Consider the following 19497-nt stretch of genomic DNA (forward strand, 5'->3'; position numbering starts at 1 on the left):
GCAGGACTGACGCGGCAGCCAGCCACGGACAGGACTTGCAATCAAAGCCCCAGGATCGAGTGACAAGCTCGGTCCATCAGGGCCGAGAACTTGACGAACCCTCATCCTGGGACGGCCGCTGCCACTGCCGCAAAGGGTTTTCGACCGGCCCCGGGGTGCGTGGTGGTGGTGCGGGACGGTCCACCGCGCCCGGGCGCGGTTCACCAGCGGCTGATCGAGGGCGCCGAGGTCAGCCGCCCGGCGAGGTCGGCGAGCCGGCCCAGGGCGGAGCGCCGGCCGGCCGGCTCCCCGGCGGCCGCGCTGACCAGGTGCTGGGCGAGGTCGAACGGCTCCTCGGCGGCGGTGCCGACGGCCAGCCGCTCGTGCGCGAGCGCGCCGAGGTCGCCGGCCCCGGCGTCGGCGGCGCCGTCCAGCGCCAGCACGGTCGCGCCCTGCCGCCGGGCGTCCCGCACCCGCTCCAGCAGCGGGGCACCGGCCGCGCCGGGGGCCACCACCAGGACGGTGGCGCCGCGCCCGGCCCCGGCGAGCCGGCGCAGGCCGTGCGCCAGGTGGGCCGGGGCACCGGCCGGCGGGCGGTGCCGCAGCAGGGTCGGCGCCAGCCGGGGCACGGCCGACCAGGCCGCCTCGTCGTCCAGGTGGGCCGCCAGGTGCCAGGGCTCGTACGCCTCGGTGCCGACCAGCAGCAGCCCGCCCGCACCGCGCCGTTCCACCGAGCGCCGCAGCGAACCGCCGAAGCCGCCGACCGCCTCCAGCCAGCCGGTGCCCGCCAGCCGCTCCCGGAGTGCCGAAACTCTCACCGCGTCCATGCGGGCCAGGATGTCGCGCCGGGCCCGGGGTTTGACAGGATCGGCCCATGACTTCCCTCGAATCAGCGACAAACCCGGCCCATGAACTGCCGGACGTCTCGCAGCTGGTGGTCGGTGTCCTCGGCGGCACCGGCGACCAGGGGCGGGGCCTGGCCCTGCGGCTGGCCAAGGCCGGCCAGCAGGTGATCATCGGCTCCCGCGACGCCGCCCGGGCCGAGGCCTCGGCCGCCGAACTCGGCCTCGGCGTGCGCGGCGCCGACAACGCCGCCGTCGCCCGGGAGAGCGACGTGGTGATCATCGCGGTGCCGTGGGACGGCCACGCCGCCACCCTCACCGCGCTGCGCGAGGAACTCGCCGGCAAGATCGTCGTCGACTGCGTCAACCCGCTCGGCTTCGACAAGCAGGGCGCGTACGCGCTGAAGCCGGAGGAGGGCAGCGCCGCCCAGCAGGCCGCCGCGCTGCTCCCGGACTCCCGGGTCACCGCCGCCTTCCACCACCTCTCGGCGGTGCTGCTGCAGGACGAGTCGGTGGAGTCGATCGACACCGACGTCATGGTCCTGGGCGACGAGCGGGCCGCCACCGACGTCGTACGGGCCCTGGCCGCCCGGATCCCCGGCATGCGCGGCATCTTCGCGGGCCGGCTGCGCAACGCCCACCAGGTCGAGTCGCTGGTGGCCAACCTGATCTCGGTCAACCGCCGCTACAAGGCCCACGCGGGCCTGCGGATCACCGACGTGTGATCCGCAGCCGCGTCGTGTCGACCTCACCCCCAGGCCCTCTCTTCCGGATCCTGACGGGCGCGCGACGCCGGGCATCCCGCCTGGACGCACCGGCGAATCGTCCAAGTACGACCCAGTACGAGGGCGATCCGCCGGCACGCCCAGCCGGGCGCCCAACGCCGCGCGCTGATCCGACAGACCCGAAAGAGAGGGCCTGGACCCGTTCCGGAGGTGAGGTCGGCGACAATGGGTGCCGGCCGCACCCCGGCCGGCCGCACCCGCCGCTAGGAGCCCTCCGCCATGCCCCGCACGTCCCTGCTCGCCCTGATCGTCGTCGTCCTCGCGCTGGCGGCCGCCGTGTTCTCGCTGACCCAGGGCCTCTGGCTGGGGCTGATCTGGCTGCCGCTGGCCGGTGTGGCGAGCAACGTGGTGTGGCTGAACCGCCGCCGGGAGAAGCTGGCCGAGGCCGCCGCAGCCGCCGCGGCCGAGTAGGTCCGGCCCCGACGGCCCCGGGGAACGGCTCCCGGCGAACGGCCCCGGACCGGCTAGTTGTTCCAGAAGCGGAACAGCGAGTAGCCCAGGCCGGCGACCCGGCCGTCCACCCCGAACAGCTCCATCATCCCGTGCAGCGCGTCGAAGAAGACCTGGTTGACCTGGGGCTGCCACAGCAGCGCGAACACCGCCAGCATCCCGTACGGCGCGAACGGCTCGACCGCGCGCTTGGTCTTGGCGGACAGCCACGGCTCGACGATCCCGTAGCCGTCGAAGCCGGGCACCGGGAGCAGGTTCAGCAGTGCGGCGCTGAGCTGGAGCAGGCCGAGGAAGGCCATCGCGCACTCGATCGGCTTGTACGGGACGACGCCGTAGGCCCAGACGTACACCCCGTCGCTGCCGTGCAGCCACCCCGCGCCGACCGGGATCAGCAGCACCGCCGCGATCAGCAGGTTGACCAGCGGGCCGGCCGCCGAGACCAGGCTGTGCTTGAGCCGGCCCTGGATCCGGTGCCGCTCGATCCAGACCGAGCCGCCGGGCAGGCCGATGCCGCCGAGGATCACGAAGACGATCGGCAGCACGAAGCTGAGCAGCACGTTGGTGTACTTCAGCGGGTTGAGCGTGAGGTAGCCCTTGGCGCCGACGGTGATGTCGCCGCCGTGCAGCGCGGTGCGCGCGTGGGCGTACTCGTGCAGGCAGAGCGAGACCATCCAGCCCGAGACCACGAACAGGAAGACCCCGAACGCGCTGTTCCCGTAGTCGGCGTACACGGCCCAGGAGGAGGTGCCGAGTATGGCGAGGAGCACCCAGAACACCGGGCTGATCCGGCGGTCCTCGCTGCGGGGGCGCGGCGTGGCGGCGAAGGTCATGGTGGGGGTGCTCCGTGGGCAGAGGTCGAGGGGACGCGGGTCGGGGTCGATCATGCCGGGCGGTCCGGGGGCCGGACAAGCCGCTCCGGGTGAACGTCCGAACTTCCGGCCGCGTTCCGGCGCGCCTTCGTCCGGCGCGCGCGGCTCCGTCGCACGTCGGATCGGCCGGGGGGCCGCACGGGCCGTCGCCCGCACGGCGACCGCACGGCGACCGCGCGGCGCCCGCGCACAATTGTGCGGCCGGACCCCCGCCGATCGACCAGAATGGACCGGTGCACTACGGAATCCTCGGGACGACCACGGCCCACCACGACGACGGAACTCCGGTGCTGCTCGGCGGCGCCCGGTTGCGGGCCCTGCTCGCCGCGCTGGCCCTGCGGCAGGGCCGCCCGGTGCCGGCCGACCTGCTGGTGGACGAGGTGTGGGACGCCGAGCCGCCGCAGGACTCCTCCGCCGCGCTGCAGACCCTGGTCGGCCGGCTGCGCCGCACCATCGGCCGGGACGAGGTCGGCTCCGGCCCGGCCGGGTACTGGCTGACCGGCCCGGGCACCGACCTCGCCGACTTCCAGCGGCTGAGCACCGAGGGCCGCCGCGCCCTGGACGCCGGGGACCACGCGCTGGCCGCCGAGCGGCTGCGCGCCGCCCTGGCGCTGTGGCGCGGCCCCGCCCTCGCCGACCTGCCGGACCGCACCGGCCCGGCCGCCCGGCTGGAGACCCAGCGCGAGGAGGCCCGCCGCCACCGGATCACCGCCGACCTCGGGCTCGGCCGGGCCGCCGAGCTGCTCGCCGAGCTCACCGAGCTGTGCGAACGGCAGCCGCTGGACGAGCCGCTCCAGCTGCTGATGCTCCGGGCGCTGCACGAGAGCGGACGGACGGCCGAGGCGCTGCGCCACTACGAGCGGACCAGGCGCGCCCTGGCCGACGAGCTCGGCGTCGACCCCGGCCGCCGACTCCAGTCCCTCTACGGCGAGTTGCTCGCCCCGGCAGCCCCGGCAGCCCCGGCAGCCCCGGCAGCCCCGGCGGCCCCGGCGGCGGATGACGCCCCGCCGGCGGAGCCGGTCCGGGCCGCGCCCGCCCCCCAGCTCCCGCGCGCGGGCGGCAATCTGCGCGGACGGCTGACCAGCTTCGTCGGCCGGGAGGCCGATCTCGCCGCGCTGCGCGAACTGGTGACGGACCGTCGGCTGGTGACCCTGATCGGCCCCGGTGGTTCCGGCAAGACCAGCCTCTCGGTCGAGGCGGGCCGGGCCGAGCAGTCCGCCGGGACCTGGCCGGACGGCGTCTGGGTGGCCGAACTCGCCCCGCTGGAGAGCCCGGAGGCGGTGCCCGCCGCGGTGGTCTCCGCGCTCGGCCTGCGCGACATCGTCCTGCACACCACCGGCATCGTCGCCGAGGTGATCGACAAACGGGTCGAGGACCCGGTGCGCCGGCTGGTCGAGCACTGCGGCCACCGCCGGATGCTGCTCGTCCTGGACAACTGCGAGCACCTGGTCCAGGCCGCCGCCGACCTCGCCGACGTGCTGCTCGCCGAGTGCCCGGGGCTGACCGTGCTCGCCACCAGCCGCGAGCCGCTCGGCGTGCCCGGCGAGACGGTGCTGCCGGTCGAGCCGCTGCCCGACCCGGTCGCGCTGCGGCTGTTCGCCGAGCGCGCCGCCACCGCCCGCCCCGGCTTCGACCCGCAGGGCGACCCGGAGGCCTGCGCCGAGATCTGCCGCCGCCTGGACGGGCTGCCGCTGGCCATCGAACTGGCCGCCGCCCGGCTGCGGGTGATGACGGCACGCCAGATAGCCGACCGGCTGGACGGCCGCTTCGCCCTGCTCACCGCGGGCAGCCGCACCCTGCTGCCGCGCCAGCAGACCCTGCGCGCGGTGGTCGACTGGAGCTGGGACCTGCTGGGCAAGCGGGAGCGGGCGGTGCTGCGCCGGCTCTCGGTGTTCTCCGGCGGCTGGCAGCTGGAGGACGCCGAGGCGGTCTGCGCCGACGGCACCGACGTCGCCCCCGGGGAGGTCGCCGACCTGCTGCTGTCGCTGGTCGACAAGTCCCTGCTGGTCGCCGACCTGGACGGGGCCAGCCTGCCGCGCTACCGGATGCTGGAGACCATCCACGAGTACGCGACCGAGCGCCTCGCCGGGTCCGCCGCCGAGCGCGCCGCCACCGGGGCCCGGCACCTGGCGCACTTCCGCGCCCTGGTCGCCGAGGCGGACCAGAACGTCCACGGCCCCCGGCAGCTGCACTGGCTGGCGGTGCTGGAGCGCGAGCAGGACAACATCCGGGCGGCGCTGCGCCGGGCCGTCGACCTGGGCGACGAGCAGCAGGCGCTGGTCCTCTCGATCGGCATGAGCTGGTACTGGTCGCTGCGCAGCTACAGCATGGAGGCCCGCGGCTGGTACCACGCGGTCGCCGCCCTGGGCCCGGACCCGCTGGGCCCGGACGTCCCGCCGCCGGTGCCGCTGGAGCACGGCGTGCTGGCGTACGGCGTGCCGATGCCCGAGGGCGTGGTGGAGGAGGCCCGCCGGCTGCTGGCGATCCACCGGCTGATCGGGATGTTCGAGGGCAACGTGGACGTGCACGAGGACCGGGGGGTGGTCGCGGCGGCCCAGCGGCTGCTGGAGGTCTACGGCCCGGAGCTGCCGCAGTCCTACCGGTTCCCGGCGCTGATGCGGGTGTTCGGCGCCTTCCTGGCCGGCCGGCTGGAGCTGATGAAGGACCTGCTGGACGACGCGGTCCGCGGCTGCGAGGAGCACGGCGGGCCGGGCGACCTCGCCTTCATCCTCCAGGTCAGGGCCCGGATGATGAACGACTGGCCGAGCGGCGCGGAGCAGGGCCTGCTGGACGGCGAGCGCTCGCTGGAGCTGTTCGAGCGGGCCGGCGACCTGTGGGGGGTCTCCCAGGCGCTGTCCGCGCACGGCGAGAGCCTGGCCAACCGGGGCGACTGGGAGGCCGCCGCGGCCGCGTACACCCGGGCGATCGAGCTGGCGGAGGAGCTGGGGGCGCCGCAGGAGGTGCCGATCCTGCGGGTGCAGCTGGGGACCGTCCTGCTGGAGCAGGACATGGACCACGGCGAGCGGATCGTCCGGGAGGCGCTCGCCTCCATCGAGTCCCCGAGCGCCGACCAGTCCACCACCGGCGCCCTGATGTTCGGCCACCTGACGCTCTGCGGCATCCGGACCCACCGCGGCGAGTACGAGGCGGCCCTGGCCGAGCTGGACGCGCTCGACACGGTCAAGACGACCGGCTTCGGGCTGGGCATCATGGAGGGCCTGCTGCTGAGCGCCCGGGGCTGGATCACCGCCCGGGCCGGAGATCCGGAGGCGGGCCTCGCCATGCTGCGCGAGGGCCGTCGGCGGCTGCGGGCGGTCACGGTGGCGAACGGCTTCGCCGAGCACATGACGGTCATGGTGGTGCCCGCGGTGACGGCGGTGCTGGGCGCCATCGCCGAGCGGGACGGGGACCTGGACAAGGCCCGGTCGGCGGCGCTGCTGATCGGCGCGCACCTCAGCCTGCACGGTCCGAAGGGCGGCTACCTGGACCGCCTGGAGCGCGCCCGTTCGGCCGACCTGCTGCGGGGGCTGCTCGGCGAGGCCGCGTTCGAGGAGGCCCACGCCCGCGGTCTCGCGATGGCCCCGGAGGGGGTCCACGAGCTGATCACGGAGCTGCTCGGCGAGCGCTGAGGGCCCGGCCGGCCGGTGCCCGTCCCTGGTCACCGGCCCACCGGGCCCGTACGACGGCCGGCGCCTGTCCCGGGCGGCCGGGCCGTCCCCCTGTCCGCCGGTCCGCCCCGGGGGAGGTCCGGCGGGGGTCCGGGTCAGGTCCGCTTGCGGAAGCGGGCCACCGCGAGCGGGGCGAAGACGGCGGTGACGGTGGCGGACCAGACCAGCACGATCGTCACCGGGTGGGCCAGCGCCCCCTCGCCGTTCAGCAGGGCGCGGGAGGCGTCGGCCAGCGCGGACAGCGGGTTGACCTTGGTGAAGGTCTGGAGCCAGCCCGGCATGGTGTCGGTCCTGGCGAAGATCGAGCTGCCGAACTGCATCGGCATCAGGACCAGCATGGACACGCCCTGGACGGCCTGGGCGCTGCGCAGCGCCATGCCCAGCAGCATCGAGATCCAGACGATCGACATGCCGAACACCAGGGCCAGGCCGATCGTGGCCAGCACCTCCAGCGGCCCGGTCTTCACCTCGAAGCCGATGCACATCGCGAAGCCGATCAGGATCGCGAAGGAGAGCAGCCCCCGGAGGGTCTCGGCGACGATCTTGGAGAGCAGTACGGAGGCCCGGCCGATCGGCAGGGTCCGGAACCGGTCCATCACCCCGGTCTGGAAGTCGCTGTTGAGGCCGGTGCCGACGGCCATCGCGAGGGTGAGGCCGGTCTGTCCGAGCAGGCCGGGGATCAGGTACTGCTTGTAGGTGTCCTGGTCGCCGGCCATCGCTCCGCCGAAGACGTAGACGAACAGGACGGTGAAGACGATCGGCATCAGCACGGCGTCGAACATCGACTCCGGGTCGGCCTTGATCCGCATCAGGTTGCGCCGGGTCAGCGCGCCGACGTGGCGCAGGGCGCCCGCCGGGCCGATCCGGGTGTCCTGCACCGGGGCGGCGGGGGAGAGCGTGGCGGTGGTCATGCGACGGGCTCCTTGGCGGGGCTGGGGGCGGCGTCCGCGGCGGCGGGCTTGCCGGTGATGGAGAGGAAGACCTCGTCGAGGCTGGGCACCTTGGTGTCGATGCCGGCGATCGCGAAGCCGCGGCCGCCGAGCACGCCGATCACGGCGGTCAGCTGCTCGTCGCCGACGATCGGGACCGCGAGCAGACCGGTGTCGGCGGAGTAGGTGGCGGTGGTGAGCCCGTTGTCGTGCAGGCTGCGGGCCATCAGGGGCAGCTCGGCCGGGTCGGCCGGGCGGATCTGCAGGGTCCGGCCGCCGACCTTGGCCTTGAGGTCCTCGACCAGGCCGTTGGCGATCACCCTGCCGCGGTCGATGACGGTCAGCTCGCTCGCGAGCTGCTCCGCCTCCTCCATGTACTGGGTGGTGAGCAGCACGGTGCTGCCCTCGGCGACCATCCGCTGCACCTCGTCCCAGACCTCGTTGCGGGTCCGCGGGTCCAGGCCGGTGGTGGGCTCGTCCAGGTAGAGCACCCGGGGGCGGCCGATCATGCTGGCGGCCAGGTCGAGGCGGCGGCGCATGCCGCCGGAGTAGGTCTTGGCGGTCCGCTTGGCGGCCTCGGTGAGGGAGAAGCGCTCCAGCAGCTCGGTCGCGCGGGCCTTGGCCTCGCGGCGGGAGAGGTCGAGCAGCCGGCCGATCAGGTAGAGGTTCTCGTACCCGGAGAGCAGTTCGTCGACCGAGGCGTACTGGCCGGTGAGGCCGATGGTGCGGCGCAGCTGCCTGGGCTGGCGCAGGACGTCGTAGCCGCCGACGAACGCGGTGCCGGCGTCCGGCTTGATCAGCGTGGAGAGGACCCGGACCAGGGTGGTCTTGCCCGCGCCGTTGGGGCCGAGCACCCCGAGGACGGTGCCCTCCCTGACGGTGAGGTCGACCCCGTCGAGCGCCTTGGTGGCGCCGTAGTGCTTGACGATGCCGCGGACCTCGACTGCGTTGCCCGCGCTGGTGTCCCGGTCGTTCCGGGCGGTGGGGATTCGTGTCATGACCCCAGGTTGTCCGCCCGGGCTGTCAGCCCCCTGTCAGCCGGGCGGCGGCCCGGGCGGCGTGCTGTCACGGCGCTGTCGCGGTGCTGTCAGCGCGGCCCGCGGGACGACGGCGGCCCCGCTCCGGCAGGTCGGAGCGGGGCCGGTCGGAGCGGGCCGCGCGGCGTCAGTGGAAGGTGTGCTCCTCCGCCGGGAAGGCGCCGCCGCGGACGTCCTCGGCGAAGGCCCGGGCGGCGTCGCCCAGGACGGTCCGCAGGTCGGCGTACTGCTTGACGAACTTGGGCACCCGGCCGGCCGTCATGCCGGCCATGTCGGTCCAGACCAGCACCTGGGCGTCGGTGTCGGGACCGCCGCCGATGCCGACGGTCGGGATCGACAGCTGCTCGGTGACCTGGGCGGCCAGCTCGGCCGGTACCGCTTCCAGCACCACCGAGAAGGCGCCCGACTGCTGGACGGCCTTGGCGTCGCGCAGCAGCTGGTGCGCCGCCTCGTCGCCGCGGCCCTGGACCGGGTAGCCGCCGAAGGCGTGCACGGACTGCGGGGTGAGGCCGATGTGGGCCATCACCGGGATGCCGGCCTCGACCAGCAGCTCGATCGAGCGGGCGCTGCGCTCCCCGCCCTCCAGCTTGACCGCGCCGACCCCGGCCTCCTTCATCAGCCGGGCCGCGTTGTGCATGGCCTGCGCGGGGGACTCCTGGTACGAGCCGAACGGCAGGTCGGCGACGATCATGGACCGCTTGGTGCCGCGGACGACGGCGGCGGAGAGCATCACCATCTGATCCATGGTCACCGGGACGGTGGTCTCGTAGCCGAGGTGGCAGTTGCCCGCCGAGTCGCCGACCAGCAGCACCGGGATGCCGGCCTCGTCGAACACGCCCGCGGTCAGGGCGTCGTAGGCGGTGAGCATCGACCACTTCTCGCTGCGCTGCTTGGCTGCGGCGAGGTCGCGGACGGTGATGCGGCGGTTGGTGACCCCACCGTAGAGGGTGGCGGTCGACGCCTGGTTCTGGGCAGGCGAAGGCGAAGAAGCGTTCATCGAACGGACTCCTGAAGGGTTGTCGTCTCGTGGCGCCGTGCGGCGTCCCCGGATCACCTCCATGCTTGCACGCCCCGGGGCGCGCGCAAAGAGGCGTGCGTTCGTCCCGGTGCGATCCGTGACACACCCGTGCCCGGAGGTCGCGCCGGAGGCCGCGGTCTTTGCCTCCCGTTTACGAAACGGAGTCGTCTCGTATCGTATTCACCGCTACTCTGGTGCGGGGCTTACGAGACGTTTGCGGCTCGGAATTGCCCGCCAGTGCCACGCCAACACGGACGGGAAGACCAATGACCACCGCAGCCGCGCCACCCCGCGTGCCGGAAGCCATCCACCGCCGGCGCTGGGCGATCCTCTGCACCCTGGTGCTCGCCCTGCTCGTCGTCGTGCTCGACAACTCGATCCTCAACGTCGCGATGAAGACCATCGCGACCCCCGCTCCGGTCGGCATCGGCGCCACCCAGAGCGACCTGGAGTGGTCGATCAACTCCTACACCCTGGTGTTCGCCGGGCTGCTCTTCACCGCGGGCCTGCTCGGCGACCGGTTCGGCCGCAAGCTCGCGCTGATGGCCGGCATGGTGGTCTTCGGCATCGCCTCGCTGCTGTCGGCGATGGCCGGCTCGCCCGGCGAACTCATCGGCTTCCGTGCCCTGATGGGCGTCGGTGCCGCCCTCGCGATGCCCGCCACGCTGGCGATCATCATGAACGTCTTCGAGCGCGAGGAGCAGCCCAAGGCGATCGGCATCTGGGCCGGCGCGGTCGGCCTGGCCATCGCCATCGGCCCGATCACCGGCGGCCTGCTGATCGAGCACTTCTGGTGGGGCTCGGTCTTCCTGATCAACGTCCCGATCGTGGTCGTCGCGGTGATAGCGATGGCGGTCCTGGTGCCGGAGTCCAAGGACCCCAGCCCGGGCAAGCTGGACCCGGTCGGCGTGCTGCTGTCGATCATCGGCCTGGTCGCGCTGATCTACGGCATCATCAAGGGCGGCGAGCTGGCCGACTTCACCGCCGCCGGGGCCTGGGTGCCCACCCTGGTGGGCGTGGTCGCGCTGGCCGCCTTCGTCTGGTTCGAGCGCCGCACCCCGTTCCCCGCGCTGGACGTCACCTGGTTCCGCAACAAGGTGTTCAGCGCCTCCGTGGTGGTCGTCGGCGTGATCTTCTTCGCGCTGATGGGCGTCTCCTTCTTCGGCGTCTTCTACATCCAGAGCGTGCGCGGCTACAGCGCGCTGCAGGCCGGTCTGCTGATGCTGCCGCTGGCCGTCGCCCAGCTGCTGTGCGCGCCGAGGGCCCGGCTGGTCGTCGACCGCATCGGCGTCGCCGCCACCGCGGCCGGCGGCATGGTGCTGGTCGCGCTCGGCTTCGTCGGCTACGCCGTGCTGACCGCCACCACCCCGATCTGGGTGCTGATCGTGCTCGGCCTGGTGATGGGCGCCGGCATGGCGCACGTCATGCCGCCGGTCACCGTCGCGATCATGGGCTCGCTGCCCCGCGAGAAGGCCGGCGCCGGATCGGCCGTCAACAACACCTTCCGCCAGGTCGGCGGCTCGCTCGGCGTCGCCGTGCTCGGCGCGGTGCTCTCCACCGTCTACCGCGACGGGATGTCCGACACGCTGAACCAGCTGCCCGAGAACCTGCGCGACAAGGCCGGCGAGTCGCTGGAGGCCACCCTGGCCATCGCCGACCGGATCCCGGGCGGCCAGGCCCTGGTCACCCCGGCGAACGACTCCTTCATCCACGCCATGCACGTGGTCGCCGGGCTCTCGGTGGGCATCTCGCTGGTCGGCGCGCTGGTCGCCTGGTTCCTGCTGCCGCGCCGCTCGGCCGCCCCCGCCGGCCCGGCCCCCGCGCAGCCGGACGCGACCCGCGCGACCGCGGCCGCCGACGCCTGACCGCCGCACGCACCGGCCGGCCCGGTCGGCCGCCCGGCGCCTCGGGCCCCTGAGCGACAATGGCCCTGCCACCCGGTGCACCCGGGCGGCAGGGCCTCGGCCCGGCGGCGGGCTCCCACCCGCCGCCCGGACCACCGACGACACGGACCGCGCCCGCGCCCGGGCACAGCGAGGGAGAACAGCGGGGATGAGGACGGACACCCGGACCGCCGACACCGGGCAGGACCACGCCGCCGACACCGGCCGGTCCGGCGCCGCCGCACGCCGCGGCCGACCCCGCAGCGAGGCCGCCGAACAGGCCATCTTCACCGCGGTGGAGGACCTGATGGCGGGCGGCACCACCATGTCCGAGCTCACCATCGAGGGCATCGCGACCGCCGCCGGCGTCGGCAAGGCCACCATCTACCGGCGCTGGCCCAACAAGGAGGCCCTGCTGGTCGACGTGGTCGGCAAGCTGGAGGTCCCGATGCCCGAGCCGACCGGCCTCGGCGCGCGGGCCGACCTGGTCGAGATGATCGACTACATGCGCCGGCGCGGGCTCGCCAAGCGCACCCGCTGGGTCCTCAAGGCCGCCCTGGGCGAGATGCACAGCCTGCCCGAGCTGCACAACGCCTACCGCGAGCGGGTGGTCAAGCCGCGCCGCGAGGCCGGGCTGCGCCTGATCCGGCGCGCCATGGACGAGGGGGTGCTCCGCTCCGACCTCGACCTGGACCTGCTCGGCGACCTGCTGATGGGCCCGATCCTCTACCGCAGCATCCTGTGGGACGACTCCGACCTGGAGGACCCGGACCTGGCCCGCAAGATGGTCGACTCGCTGCTCGACGGCCTCGGCCCGCGCTGACCGCACCGCCCACCGCACCGGCCACGGCGCCGCGCCGTACCGGGCCGGCCACGGCGCCCGGGCCGCCGCCGGACCGATCGGACGTGGCCTAACTCACCAAACCGGGCCACGCCGGAACCCGCTCCGGGGGCCCGACGTCTGTCCCGGCATAGGCTGAGCCGGGTATCCGATCGAACCGGCACCGGGCCGGACCCGCACCGTCCCCACGGGCGGGCCCCGGATCGGCGGACGGCACGAGCGAACGGGAGCCACGGAATGGCGCAGGCGGACAGGACCGAGCGGACCGCGGCCCCGGGAGGCGCCGACGACTCGGCCCCCGCGGCCCGTCCCGGCGGCTTCCTGGGCCTGCGGAACTGGGGCCGGGACGCCCGTGGCGCCACCACCTGGCGGCGCGGCCTGCTGCTCGCCGTCCTGGCCGGGCTCACCGCCGCGCTGTTCGCCTTCCACGCCGAGGTGCCCAACAGCGTCGGCAACCTCGGCAGCCTGCTGGAGACCTTCCTGCCCTGGCTGGGCCTGGCCGTCCCGGTGCTGCTGGTGCCCGCGCTGCTGCGCCGCTCCGCCACCGCGCTGCTCGCCCTGCTGGTGCCCGCGGTGCTCTGGGCCAACCTGTTCGGCGGCCTGCTGACCGACAAGAGCGGCGGCAAGGGCGACTGGACGGTGGTCAGCCACAACGTCGCCGCCGGTAACACCGACGTGCCGGGTACCGTCCGCGGCCTGGTCGCTTCCGGCGCCCAGATCGTCGCCCTCCAGGAGCTGGCCGGTTCGTCGCTGCGCGCGTTCGAGACCGGGCTGGCCGGGGCCTACCCGTTCCACACGGTGGAGGGCACGGTCGGGCTCTGGTCGAAGTACCCGATCGGCGGGGTCGAGCCGGTGGACCTCAAGATGGGCTGGACCAGGGCGTTCCGGGCCCAGGTCGGCACCCCGCAGGGCCCGGTCGCGGTCTATGTCGCGCACCTGCCCTCGGTGCGGCTGAAGGCCGAGGGCGGCTTCACCGTCAACCAGCGGGACGCCAGCGCGCAGGCGCTCGGCGACGCGATCCAGGCCGAGCCGCTCCAGAAGGTGCTGCTGCTCGGCGACCTCAACGGCACCATGAACGACCGCAGCCTGGCGCCGGTGACCTCGCAGATGCGCTCGGCCCAGGGCGCCGCCGGGAACGGCTTCGGTTTCAGCTGGCCGGCGGCCTTCCCGATGGCCCGGATCGACCAGATCATGAGCCGGGGCGGGCTCGAACCGGTCGACTCCCGCACCCTGCCCCGGGACGGCAGCGACCACCTCGCGGTGGCCGCCGCCTACCGGTATTCCGGCTAGGGCCCGACGGCGGGTCGGACAGCGGGTCGGACGGCGGGCCCGACCTCGGGCTCCGGGGTCAGCCCCGGCGCCAGCGGTTGGTGATGGGCAGGCGCCGGTCCCGGCCGAAGTTCTTGACCGAGACCTTGGGGCCCGGCGGGTACTGGCGCCGCTTGTACTCGGCGGTGTCGACCAGCCGCACCACCCGGTCCACCACGGCCGGGTCGAAACCGGCGGCCACGATCGCGTCGCGGCCCTCGTCGCCCTCGATGTAGCGCGCCAGCACGCTGTCCAGCAGGTCGTAGTCCGGCAGCGAGTCGGAGTCCTTCTGGTCCGGCCGCAGCTCGGCGGACGGCGGCTTGACGATGGTGTTCTCCGGGATCGGCGGCACCTCGCCGCGCCGCTCGGCCTCCTCGTTGCGCCAGCGGGCCAGCCGGAAGACGAGCGACTTGTAGACGTCCTTGATCGGCCCGAACGCGCCCACCGAGTCGCCGTACAGGGTCGAGTAGCCGACCGCCAGCTCGCTCTTGTTGCCGGGCGCGAGCACGATGTGCCCCTCCTGGTTGGAGATCGCCATCAGCAGGGTGCCGCGCAGCCGGGACTGGAGGTTCTCCTCGGCCAGGCCGGTCAGCTCGGTGGCGCCCAGGTAGGCGTCGAACATCGGGGCGATGGAGACGGTCCGGAAGTGCAGCCCGGTGCGGCGGGCCAGTTCGGCCGCGTCGTCCCTGGAGTGCTCCGAGGAGTAGCGGCTGGGCATCGAGACGCAGTGGACGTTCCCGGCGCCGATCGCGTCCACCGCGATCGAGGCCACCAGCGCCGAGTCGATGCCGCCGGACAGGCCGATCAGCACCGACCGGAAGCCGTTCTTGGCGACGTACGCGCGGGTGCCGGAGACCAGGGCGGCCCAGATCTCGGCCTCGTCGGACAGTCGCGGCGCGACGCCGGCGGCCGTCCCCCCGGCGGGCGCGGGCCGCGGCCCGCCGTCCAGCTCGGTGCGGACCAGGTGCAGCCCGTCGCTCAGCAGCAGGCCGTCGGTGTGGTCGCTGCTGGCGGCCGGCAGGTCGAGGTCCAGCACCAGCAGGTGCTCCTCGAACTGCGGGGAGCGGGCGAGGACCTCGCCGTCCGCGCCGACCACGATCGAGTCGCCGTCGAAGACCAGCTCGTCCTGGCCGCCGACCATGTTGACGTACGCCAGGGCACAGCCCGCCTCGGCCGCCCGGCGCCGGACCAGGTCCAGCCGCTGGTCGTCCTTGTTCCGCTCGTACGGCGAGCCGTTGATGACCAGCAGCAGCCCGGCCTCGGCCTCGCGGGCCGCGGTCACCCGGCCGCCGTCCTGCCAGATGTCCTCGCAGATCGCCAGGGCGACATCCACCCCGCCGACCCGCAGCACCGGCAGCTGGTCGCCCGGGACGAACCAGCGGAACTCGTCGAACACGCCGTAGTTGGGCAGGTGGTGCTTGGCGAAACGCGTCACCACCTCGCCCCGGTGCAGCACGGCGGCGCAGTTCTGCGGGGACCCGGCCGGGCGGTTGAAGCGCGGCGAGGCGTGCTCGGAACGCCCGAGGTAGCCGACCACCACCGGCACCTCGCCCAGTCCGTCGGCCGCCAGCCGGCCGGCCAGCTCCACCAGTGCGGCCCGGGAGGCCTCGACGAAGGAGCCGCGCAGGGCGAGGTCCTCGACCGGGTACCCGGTGAGGGCCATCTCGGGGAAGGCGACCAGCTGCGCGCCGGCCTCGACGGCCTGCTTGGTCCAGCGCACCACCTCATCGCTGTTGCGGGCGAGGTCACCGACCCAGGGGTCGATCTGGCTCAGGGCGAGACGGAGATTGGGCATGCCCCCGAGTGTAATCGTCTATCTGACGCGATGTCCCGTGAGGGGTCGGTCGGGGCGGCCCTTCCCGGGGGTCGGCACTGCCGTCCGGGCCGGTGATCGGCCATGATGGGGGCATTCGCCGCAGGTGTCCTCCGGAGGCCTCCCGGGCGTAACACGAGCGTAAAGAGCAGAGGTGAGACTGTCCCCATGGGCAAGCAGCAGCAGTTCGTGCTTCGGACGCTCGAAGAGCGTGACATCCGGTTCGTCCGGCTGTGGTTCACCGACGTGCTCGGGTTCCTCAAGTCGGTCGCCGTGGCGCCGGCCGAACTGGAGCAGGCCTTCGAGGAGGGCATCGGGTTCGACGGCTCCGCGATCGAGGGCTTCGCCCGGGTCTACGAGTCCGACATGATCGCCAAGCCGGACCCGACCACGTTCCAGATCCTGCCGTGGCGGTCGGAGACCCCCGGCACCGCCCGGATGTTCTGCGACATCCTGATGCCGGACGGCTCGCCGTCCTACGCCGACCCCCGGTTCGTGCTCAAGCGGACCCTGGAGAAGGCCTCCGCCCAGGGCTTCACCTTCTACACCCACCCCGAGATCGAGTTCTTCCTGCTGAAGAACCTGCCCGGCGACGGCACCGCGCCGATCCCCGCCGACCAGTCCGGGTACTTCGACCACACCCCGCGCGGGGTGGGCCACGACTTCCGCCGCCAGGCGATCACCATGCTGGAGTCGATGGGCATCTCCGTCGAGTTCTCGCACCACGAGGGCGCCCCCGGCCAGCAGGAGATCGACCTGCGCTACGCCGACGCGCTGTCCACCGCCGACAACATCATGACCTTCCGTCTGGTCATGAAGGAGGTCGCGCTGGAGCAGGGCGTGCACGCGAGCTTCATGCCCAAGCCCTTCTCCGAGCACCCCGGCAGCGGCATGCACACCCACGTCTCGCTGTTCGAGGGCGACCGCAACGCCTTCCACGAGTCCGGCGCCGAGTACCAGCTCTCCAAGGTCGGCAGATCGTTCATCGCCGGCCTGCTGAAGCACGCCGCCGAGACCGCCGCCGTCACCAACCAGTGGGTGAACTCGTACAAGCGCATCTGGGGCGGCTCCCAGCGCACCGCCGGGGCCGGCGGCGAGGCGCCGTCCTACATCTGCTGGGGCCACAACAACCGCTCGGCGCTGATCCGGGTGCCGATGTACAAGCCGGGTAAGCAGGGCTCCACCCGGATCGAGGTCCGCTCCCTCGACACCGGCTGCAACCCCTACCTCGCCTACGCCGTCACCCTCGCGGCCGGCCTGAAGGGCATCGAGGAGGGCTACGAGCTCCCGCCCGGTGCCGACGACGACGTGTGGGCGCTCTCCGACTCCGAGCGCCGCGCCCTCGGCATCCAGCCGATGCCGCAGAACCTGGGCGAGGCCATCGACCTGATGCAGCGCAGCGAGCTCGTCGCCGAGACCCTGGGCGAGCACGTGTTCGACTTCTTCCTGCGCAACAAGCACAAGGAGTGGGAGGAGTACCGCTCCGAGGTCACCCCCTTCGAGCTGCGGAAGAACCTCCAGGTGCTGTGAGCCGGTGACGGCCGTTCAAACCGCTCCGGGCCCGTTGTCGTTCGAGAGGATGACGGCGGGCCCTCCTATGGAGTGGATCTGCGGAGGATCGTTTCTCCAGTGGCGGTATGTGACGGTCCTGTGACGGAGCGCTGTGGTCCGATGGGCCTGCTCGTCCGTTCCGTCCTGAGAGGATCACATGACCTCCTCCGTCAGCCGCGCCGCCGCCACCCGTCTGCTCGCCCGCCGGGCCGTCGTCGCGGGCGCCGCGTTCGCCGCCGTCGCAGGCCAGTTGCTGGTCGCCCCCACACTCGCCGATGCCCGGGGCTCCGGCTCCGGGTCGGGCTCGCAGCAAGCGAGGCCGCGGGCCGAGACCATCGCCGAGAACCCGCTGCCGTTCACCACCCGCTTCCAGGGCGACTTCCACGGCTCCATCAACCGGATCAGCAACTCGCTGATGACCTGTGACGAGACCAAGGCGCCGCTGGACCCGACGCAGCCGCCGTGCGAGGACGCCCGCAAGGGCCTCGGCACCATGCCGATCAACAACAAGTACGAGATGAAGTACATCAACATCGACCCGGGCTCGATCGGCCCGCTCGGTGACCCGATCTACTCCGCCAGCTCCGCCGACCTCGGCCTGATCGACGGCTCCACCGTCAAGTACGCCCGGCTGTACTGGGGCGGCACCCGCGGCATCGGCGACGTCGTGCTGCCGGAGAACCAGATCGACGAGGTGTACCTGAAGGTCCCGGGCGAGGCGCAGTACCGCAACATCGCCAACGACCAGCCGTCCATCGGCTACATCACCACCGACATCGAGAGCAGCTACCAGGCCTCCGCCGACATCACCGACCTGGTCAAGAACGCCGGCAACGGCACCTACACCGTCGCCAACATGGACTCGGTGGTGAAGCCGCACAGCTGGGGCGGCTGGACGATCGTGGTCGCGTACGAGAACGACTGCAAGCCGATGCGGCACATCCACCTGTGGGACGGCTTCCAGGTCGAGCTGCCGGACAGCCCCGAGCGCAGGATCAAGCTCACCGGGCTGAACACGCCGAAGACCGGCCCGGTCGGCGGCAAGATCGGCTGGGTGGTCTACGACGGCGACCTCAAGTGGACCGGCGACACCCTCGCCTTCAAGTCCACCAACGGCCCGCAGACGCTGTTCCAGGACGCCAACCACGCCCCGAACGACGCGTTCAACTCCACCATCGAGGAGCTGGTCCCGGCCGACCAGTTCGTCCGCAACCCGTACAACCGCAACAACTTCGGCTACGACTCCAACCGCTGGGACGTCTCGCCGTTCCTGCGCAACGGCGACACCGACGTCACCGCCATCTTCAACACCCAGAAGGACGGCTACGACATCGGCGTCTTCTACGCCTACGTCAACCTGGACGGCTCCACCGAGGGCTGATCCGCCGTCGCACCGGGGCGCCGCTGCCGCACCACCCGCACCGCGGGGGAGGGCAGCGGCGCCGCCGCGTCCCGGCCGCGCGGTGCGCCGCGCAGCAGCCGCTCGCAGGGGCGCTCGACCAGGCGGTAGAGGACGGCCGCGACGGCCAGCGACGCCCCGGCCGACAGCAGCCAGACCCCGAGCGTGGCGAGGCCGGGGGCCGGCCGGCCGAGCACGGCGAGCCGGCAGCGGATGCCGATCTCGTGCACCAGGTACCAGGCGTACGACCACTCGCCGAGCCGCACGGCCGTCCGGCCCGCCAGCAGCCGGGGCGCCGTACCCGCCGCGTCGCGCTGGGCGGCGGCCACCAGCAGGGCGGCGAACAGCGGCGCGGGCACCGACTGGGAGGCGTCGTACGGGCCGTACCAGAGGGCGTCGGGGACGGCGGCGTGCCAGGGGACCAGCGCCAGGTGCCAGAGGACCACGGCCGCCGCCGCCGGGGCCAGCCGCAGCCGGGGGAGCAGGCCGTCGCGGGCCGCCAGGCCGACCACCACGCCGAGGACGAACTGCGGGGTCCGGGTCAGCGGGAGGTAGCCCAGCAGCCAGTTGCGCAGGACCGGATCGGCCGGCAGCAGGGCGCCCGCCGCCCACAGGGCCGGTCCGAGCAGCGCGCACAGCACCGCCAGCGGCAGCCAGGCGCGGCGGCGCGGGGCCAGCACCCGCAGCAGCACCGGGAACAGCAGGTAGAACCAGGCCTCGGCGCCCAGCGACCAGGACGCCGGGTTGCCGCCGTACACCGTGGACGGCGCCCACGGGTGCACCAGCACCAGCGACCAGAGCGCGGCCACGACCGGCACGGCCGCGCCGATCGCGGCGTCCGCGCCCAGCGAGAGCACGGTGGTCAGCAGGTGCAGCGGCCAGATCCGGGCGAAGCGGCGGCGGGCGAAGACGGCGGCCGGGACGGGCCCGGACCGGTACGTCCAGGCCAGGACGAAGCCGGACAGCACGAAGAACAAGGTCACGCCCGAACGGCCGTACCAGGCCAACGGGCTGAGCACCGGCAGCTCGCCGACCTTGCGGGACAGGTGGTAGAGCACGACCAGCAGGGCGGCCCAGAAGCGCAGCCCGGTGAGCGAGGGCAGGCGGCTGGGCATCGGGCGCTCC

The 19497-nt window shown here is 73.4% G+C and carries 15 protein-coding genes; 8 read left to right on the forward strand and 7 right to left on the reverse strand.

All coding sequences use genetic code 11. From position 1 onward, the window contains the following. Positions 1-200 precede the first annotated feature (200 nt). A complete protein-coding gene (locus ACFQ6N_RS28950) occupies positions 201-806 on the reverse strand; it encodes a hypothetical protein (RefSeq protein ID WP_380655139.1) in 606 nt (201 codons plus the stop codon). A gap of 47 nt (positions 807-853) precedes the next feature. On the opposite strand from ACFQ6N_RS28950, the gene npdG reads away from it, so the two are divergent. Together npdG and ACFQ6N_RS28960 are read left to right on the forward strand one after the other, a co-directional pair. Next, positions 854-1546 (forward strand): NADPH-dependent F420 reductase, encoded by a 693-nt coding sequence (npdG, locus tag ACFQ6N_RS28955; protein ID WP_380655142.1) that lies wholly within the window; start codon positions 854-856, stop codon positions 1544-1546. Positions 1547-1825: 279 nt separating this feature from the next. Further along, positions 1826-2017, forward strand: coding sequence for a hypothetical protein (locus ACFQ6N_RS28960; protein WP_380655145.1), 192 nt, complete (start codon positions 1826-1828; stop codon positions 2015-2017). A 53-nt stretch (positions 2018-2070) separates the two neighbouring features. Here ACFQ6N_RS28960 and ACFQ6N_RS28965 read toward each other — a convergent pair whose 3' ends face one another. Then, entirely contained in the window at positions 2071-2886 is an 816-nt protein-coding gene (locus ACFQ6N_RS28965) for a site-2 protease family protein (RefSeq protein WP_380655148.1), read from the reverse strand. Between the two features lie 272 nt (positions 2887-3158). On the opposite strand from ACFQ6N_RS28965, the gene ACFQ6N_RS28970 reads away from it, so the two are divergent. Next, positions 3159-6554 (forward strand): ATP-binding protein, encoded by a 3396-nt coding sequence (locus ACFQ6N_RS28970; protein ID WP_380655151.1) that lies wholly within the window; start codon positions 3159-3161, stop codon positions 6552-6554. Between the two features lie 134 nt (positions 6555-6688). Here ACFQ6N_RS28970 and ACFQ6N_RS28975 read toward each other — a convergent pair whose 3' ends face one another. From ACFQ6N_RS28975 to panB, 3 genes are all read right to left on the reverse strand, one after another. Continuing rightward, complete coding sequence (locus tag ACFQ6N_RS28975) at positions 6689-7504, reverse strand: ABC transporter permease (protein ID WP_380655154.1); 816 nt, start codon at positions 7502-7504, stop codon at positions 6689-6691. Beyond that, positions 7501-8520, reverse strand: a complete 1020-nt coding sequence (locus ACFQ6N_RS28980; RefSeq protein WP_380655157.1) for an ATP-binding cassette domain-containing protein — start codon at positions 8518-8520, stop codon at positions 7501-7503. Before ACFQ6N_RS28980 ends, ACFQ6N_RS28975 begins: the two co-directional genes overlap by 4 nt. Before the next feature lie 166 nt (positions 8521-8686). Further along, positions 8687-9556, reverse strand: coding sequence for a 3-methyl-2-oxobutanoate hydroxymethyltransferase (gene panB / locus ACFQ6N_RS28985; protein ID WP_380655159.1), 870 nt, complete (start codon positions 9554-9556; stop codon positions 8687-8689). A 287-nt stretch (positions 9557-9843) separates the two neighbouring features. Here panB and ACFQ6N_RS28990 point away from each other — a divergent pair, with 287 nt between their 5' ends. The 3 genes from ACFQ6N_RS28990 (at position 9844) to ACFQ6N_RS29000 (ending at position 13591) form a co-directional block, all read left to right on the forward strand. After that, complete coding sequence (locus ACFQ6N_RS28990) at positions 9844-11442, forward strand: MFS transporter (protein ID WP_380655162.1); 1599 nt, start codon at positions 9844-9846, stop codon at positions 11440-11442. Between the two features lie 187 nt (positions 11443-11629). Continuing rightward, a complete protein-coding gene (locus ACFQ6N_RS28995; RefSeq protein ID WP_380655166.1) occupies positions 11630-12283 on the forward strand; it encodes a TetR/AcrR family transcriptional regulator in 654 nt (217 codons plus the stop codon). A 255-nt stretch (positions 12284-12538) separates the two neighbouring features. Further along, positions 12539-13591 carry an endonuclease/exonuclease/phosphatase family protein gene (locus tag ACFQ6N_RS29000; RefSeq protein WP_380655169.1) on the forward strand — a complete coding sequence of 351 codons (1053 nt, stop codon included), beginning with the start codon at positions 12539-12541 and terminating at the stop codon, positions 13589-13591. A gap of 58 nt (positions 13592-13649) precedes the next feature. On the opposite strand, the gene ACFQ6N_RS29005 is transcribed toward ACFQ6N_RS29000, so the two are convergent. After that, positions 13650-15404 carry an NAD+ synthase gene (locus ACFQ6N_RS29005; RefSeq protein ID WP_380655171.1) on the reverse strand — a complete coding sequence of 585 codons (1755 nt, stop codon included), beginning with the start codon at positions 15402-15404 and terminating at the stop codon, positions 13650-13652. A 186-nt stretch (positions 15405-15590) separates the two neighbouring features. Here ACFQ6N_RS29005 and glnA point away from each other — a divergent pair, with 186 nt between their 5' ends. Then, complete coding sequence (gene glnA, locus ACFQ6N_RS29010; RefSeq protein WP_380655174.1) at positions 15591-16952, forward strand: type I glutamate--ammonia ligase; 1362 nt, start codon at positions 15591-15593, stop codon at positions 16950-16952. Positions 16953-17130: 178 nt separating this feature from the next. After that, on the forward strand, positions 17131-18354 hold the full coding sequence (locus tag ACFQ6N_RS29015; RefSeq protein ID WP_380655177.1) for a hypothetical protein: 1224 nt from the start codon (positions 17131-17133) through the stop codon (positions 18352-18354). Here the strand turns inward: ACFQ6N_RS29015 and ACFQ6N_RS29020 are convergent. Then, positions 18321-19487: an acyltransferase family protein gene (locus tag ACFQ6N_RS29020; RefSeq protein ID WP_380655180.1), complete on the reverse strand. Its 1167-nt coding sequence runs from the start codon at positions 19485-19487 to the stop codon at positions 18321-18323. The genes ACFQ6N_RS29015 and ACFQ6N_RS29020 overlap by 34 nt on opposite strands. Positions 19488-19497 lie beyond the last annotated feature (10 nt).

It is taken from the genome of Kitasatospora sp. NPDC056446, assembly GCF_042796115.1.
GTDB lineage: Bacteria > Actinomycetota > Actinomycetes > Streptomycetales > Streptomycetaceae > Kitasatospora.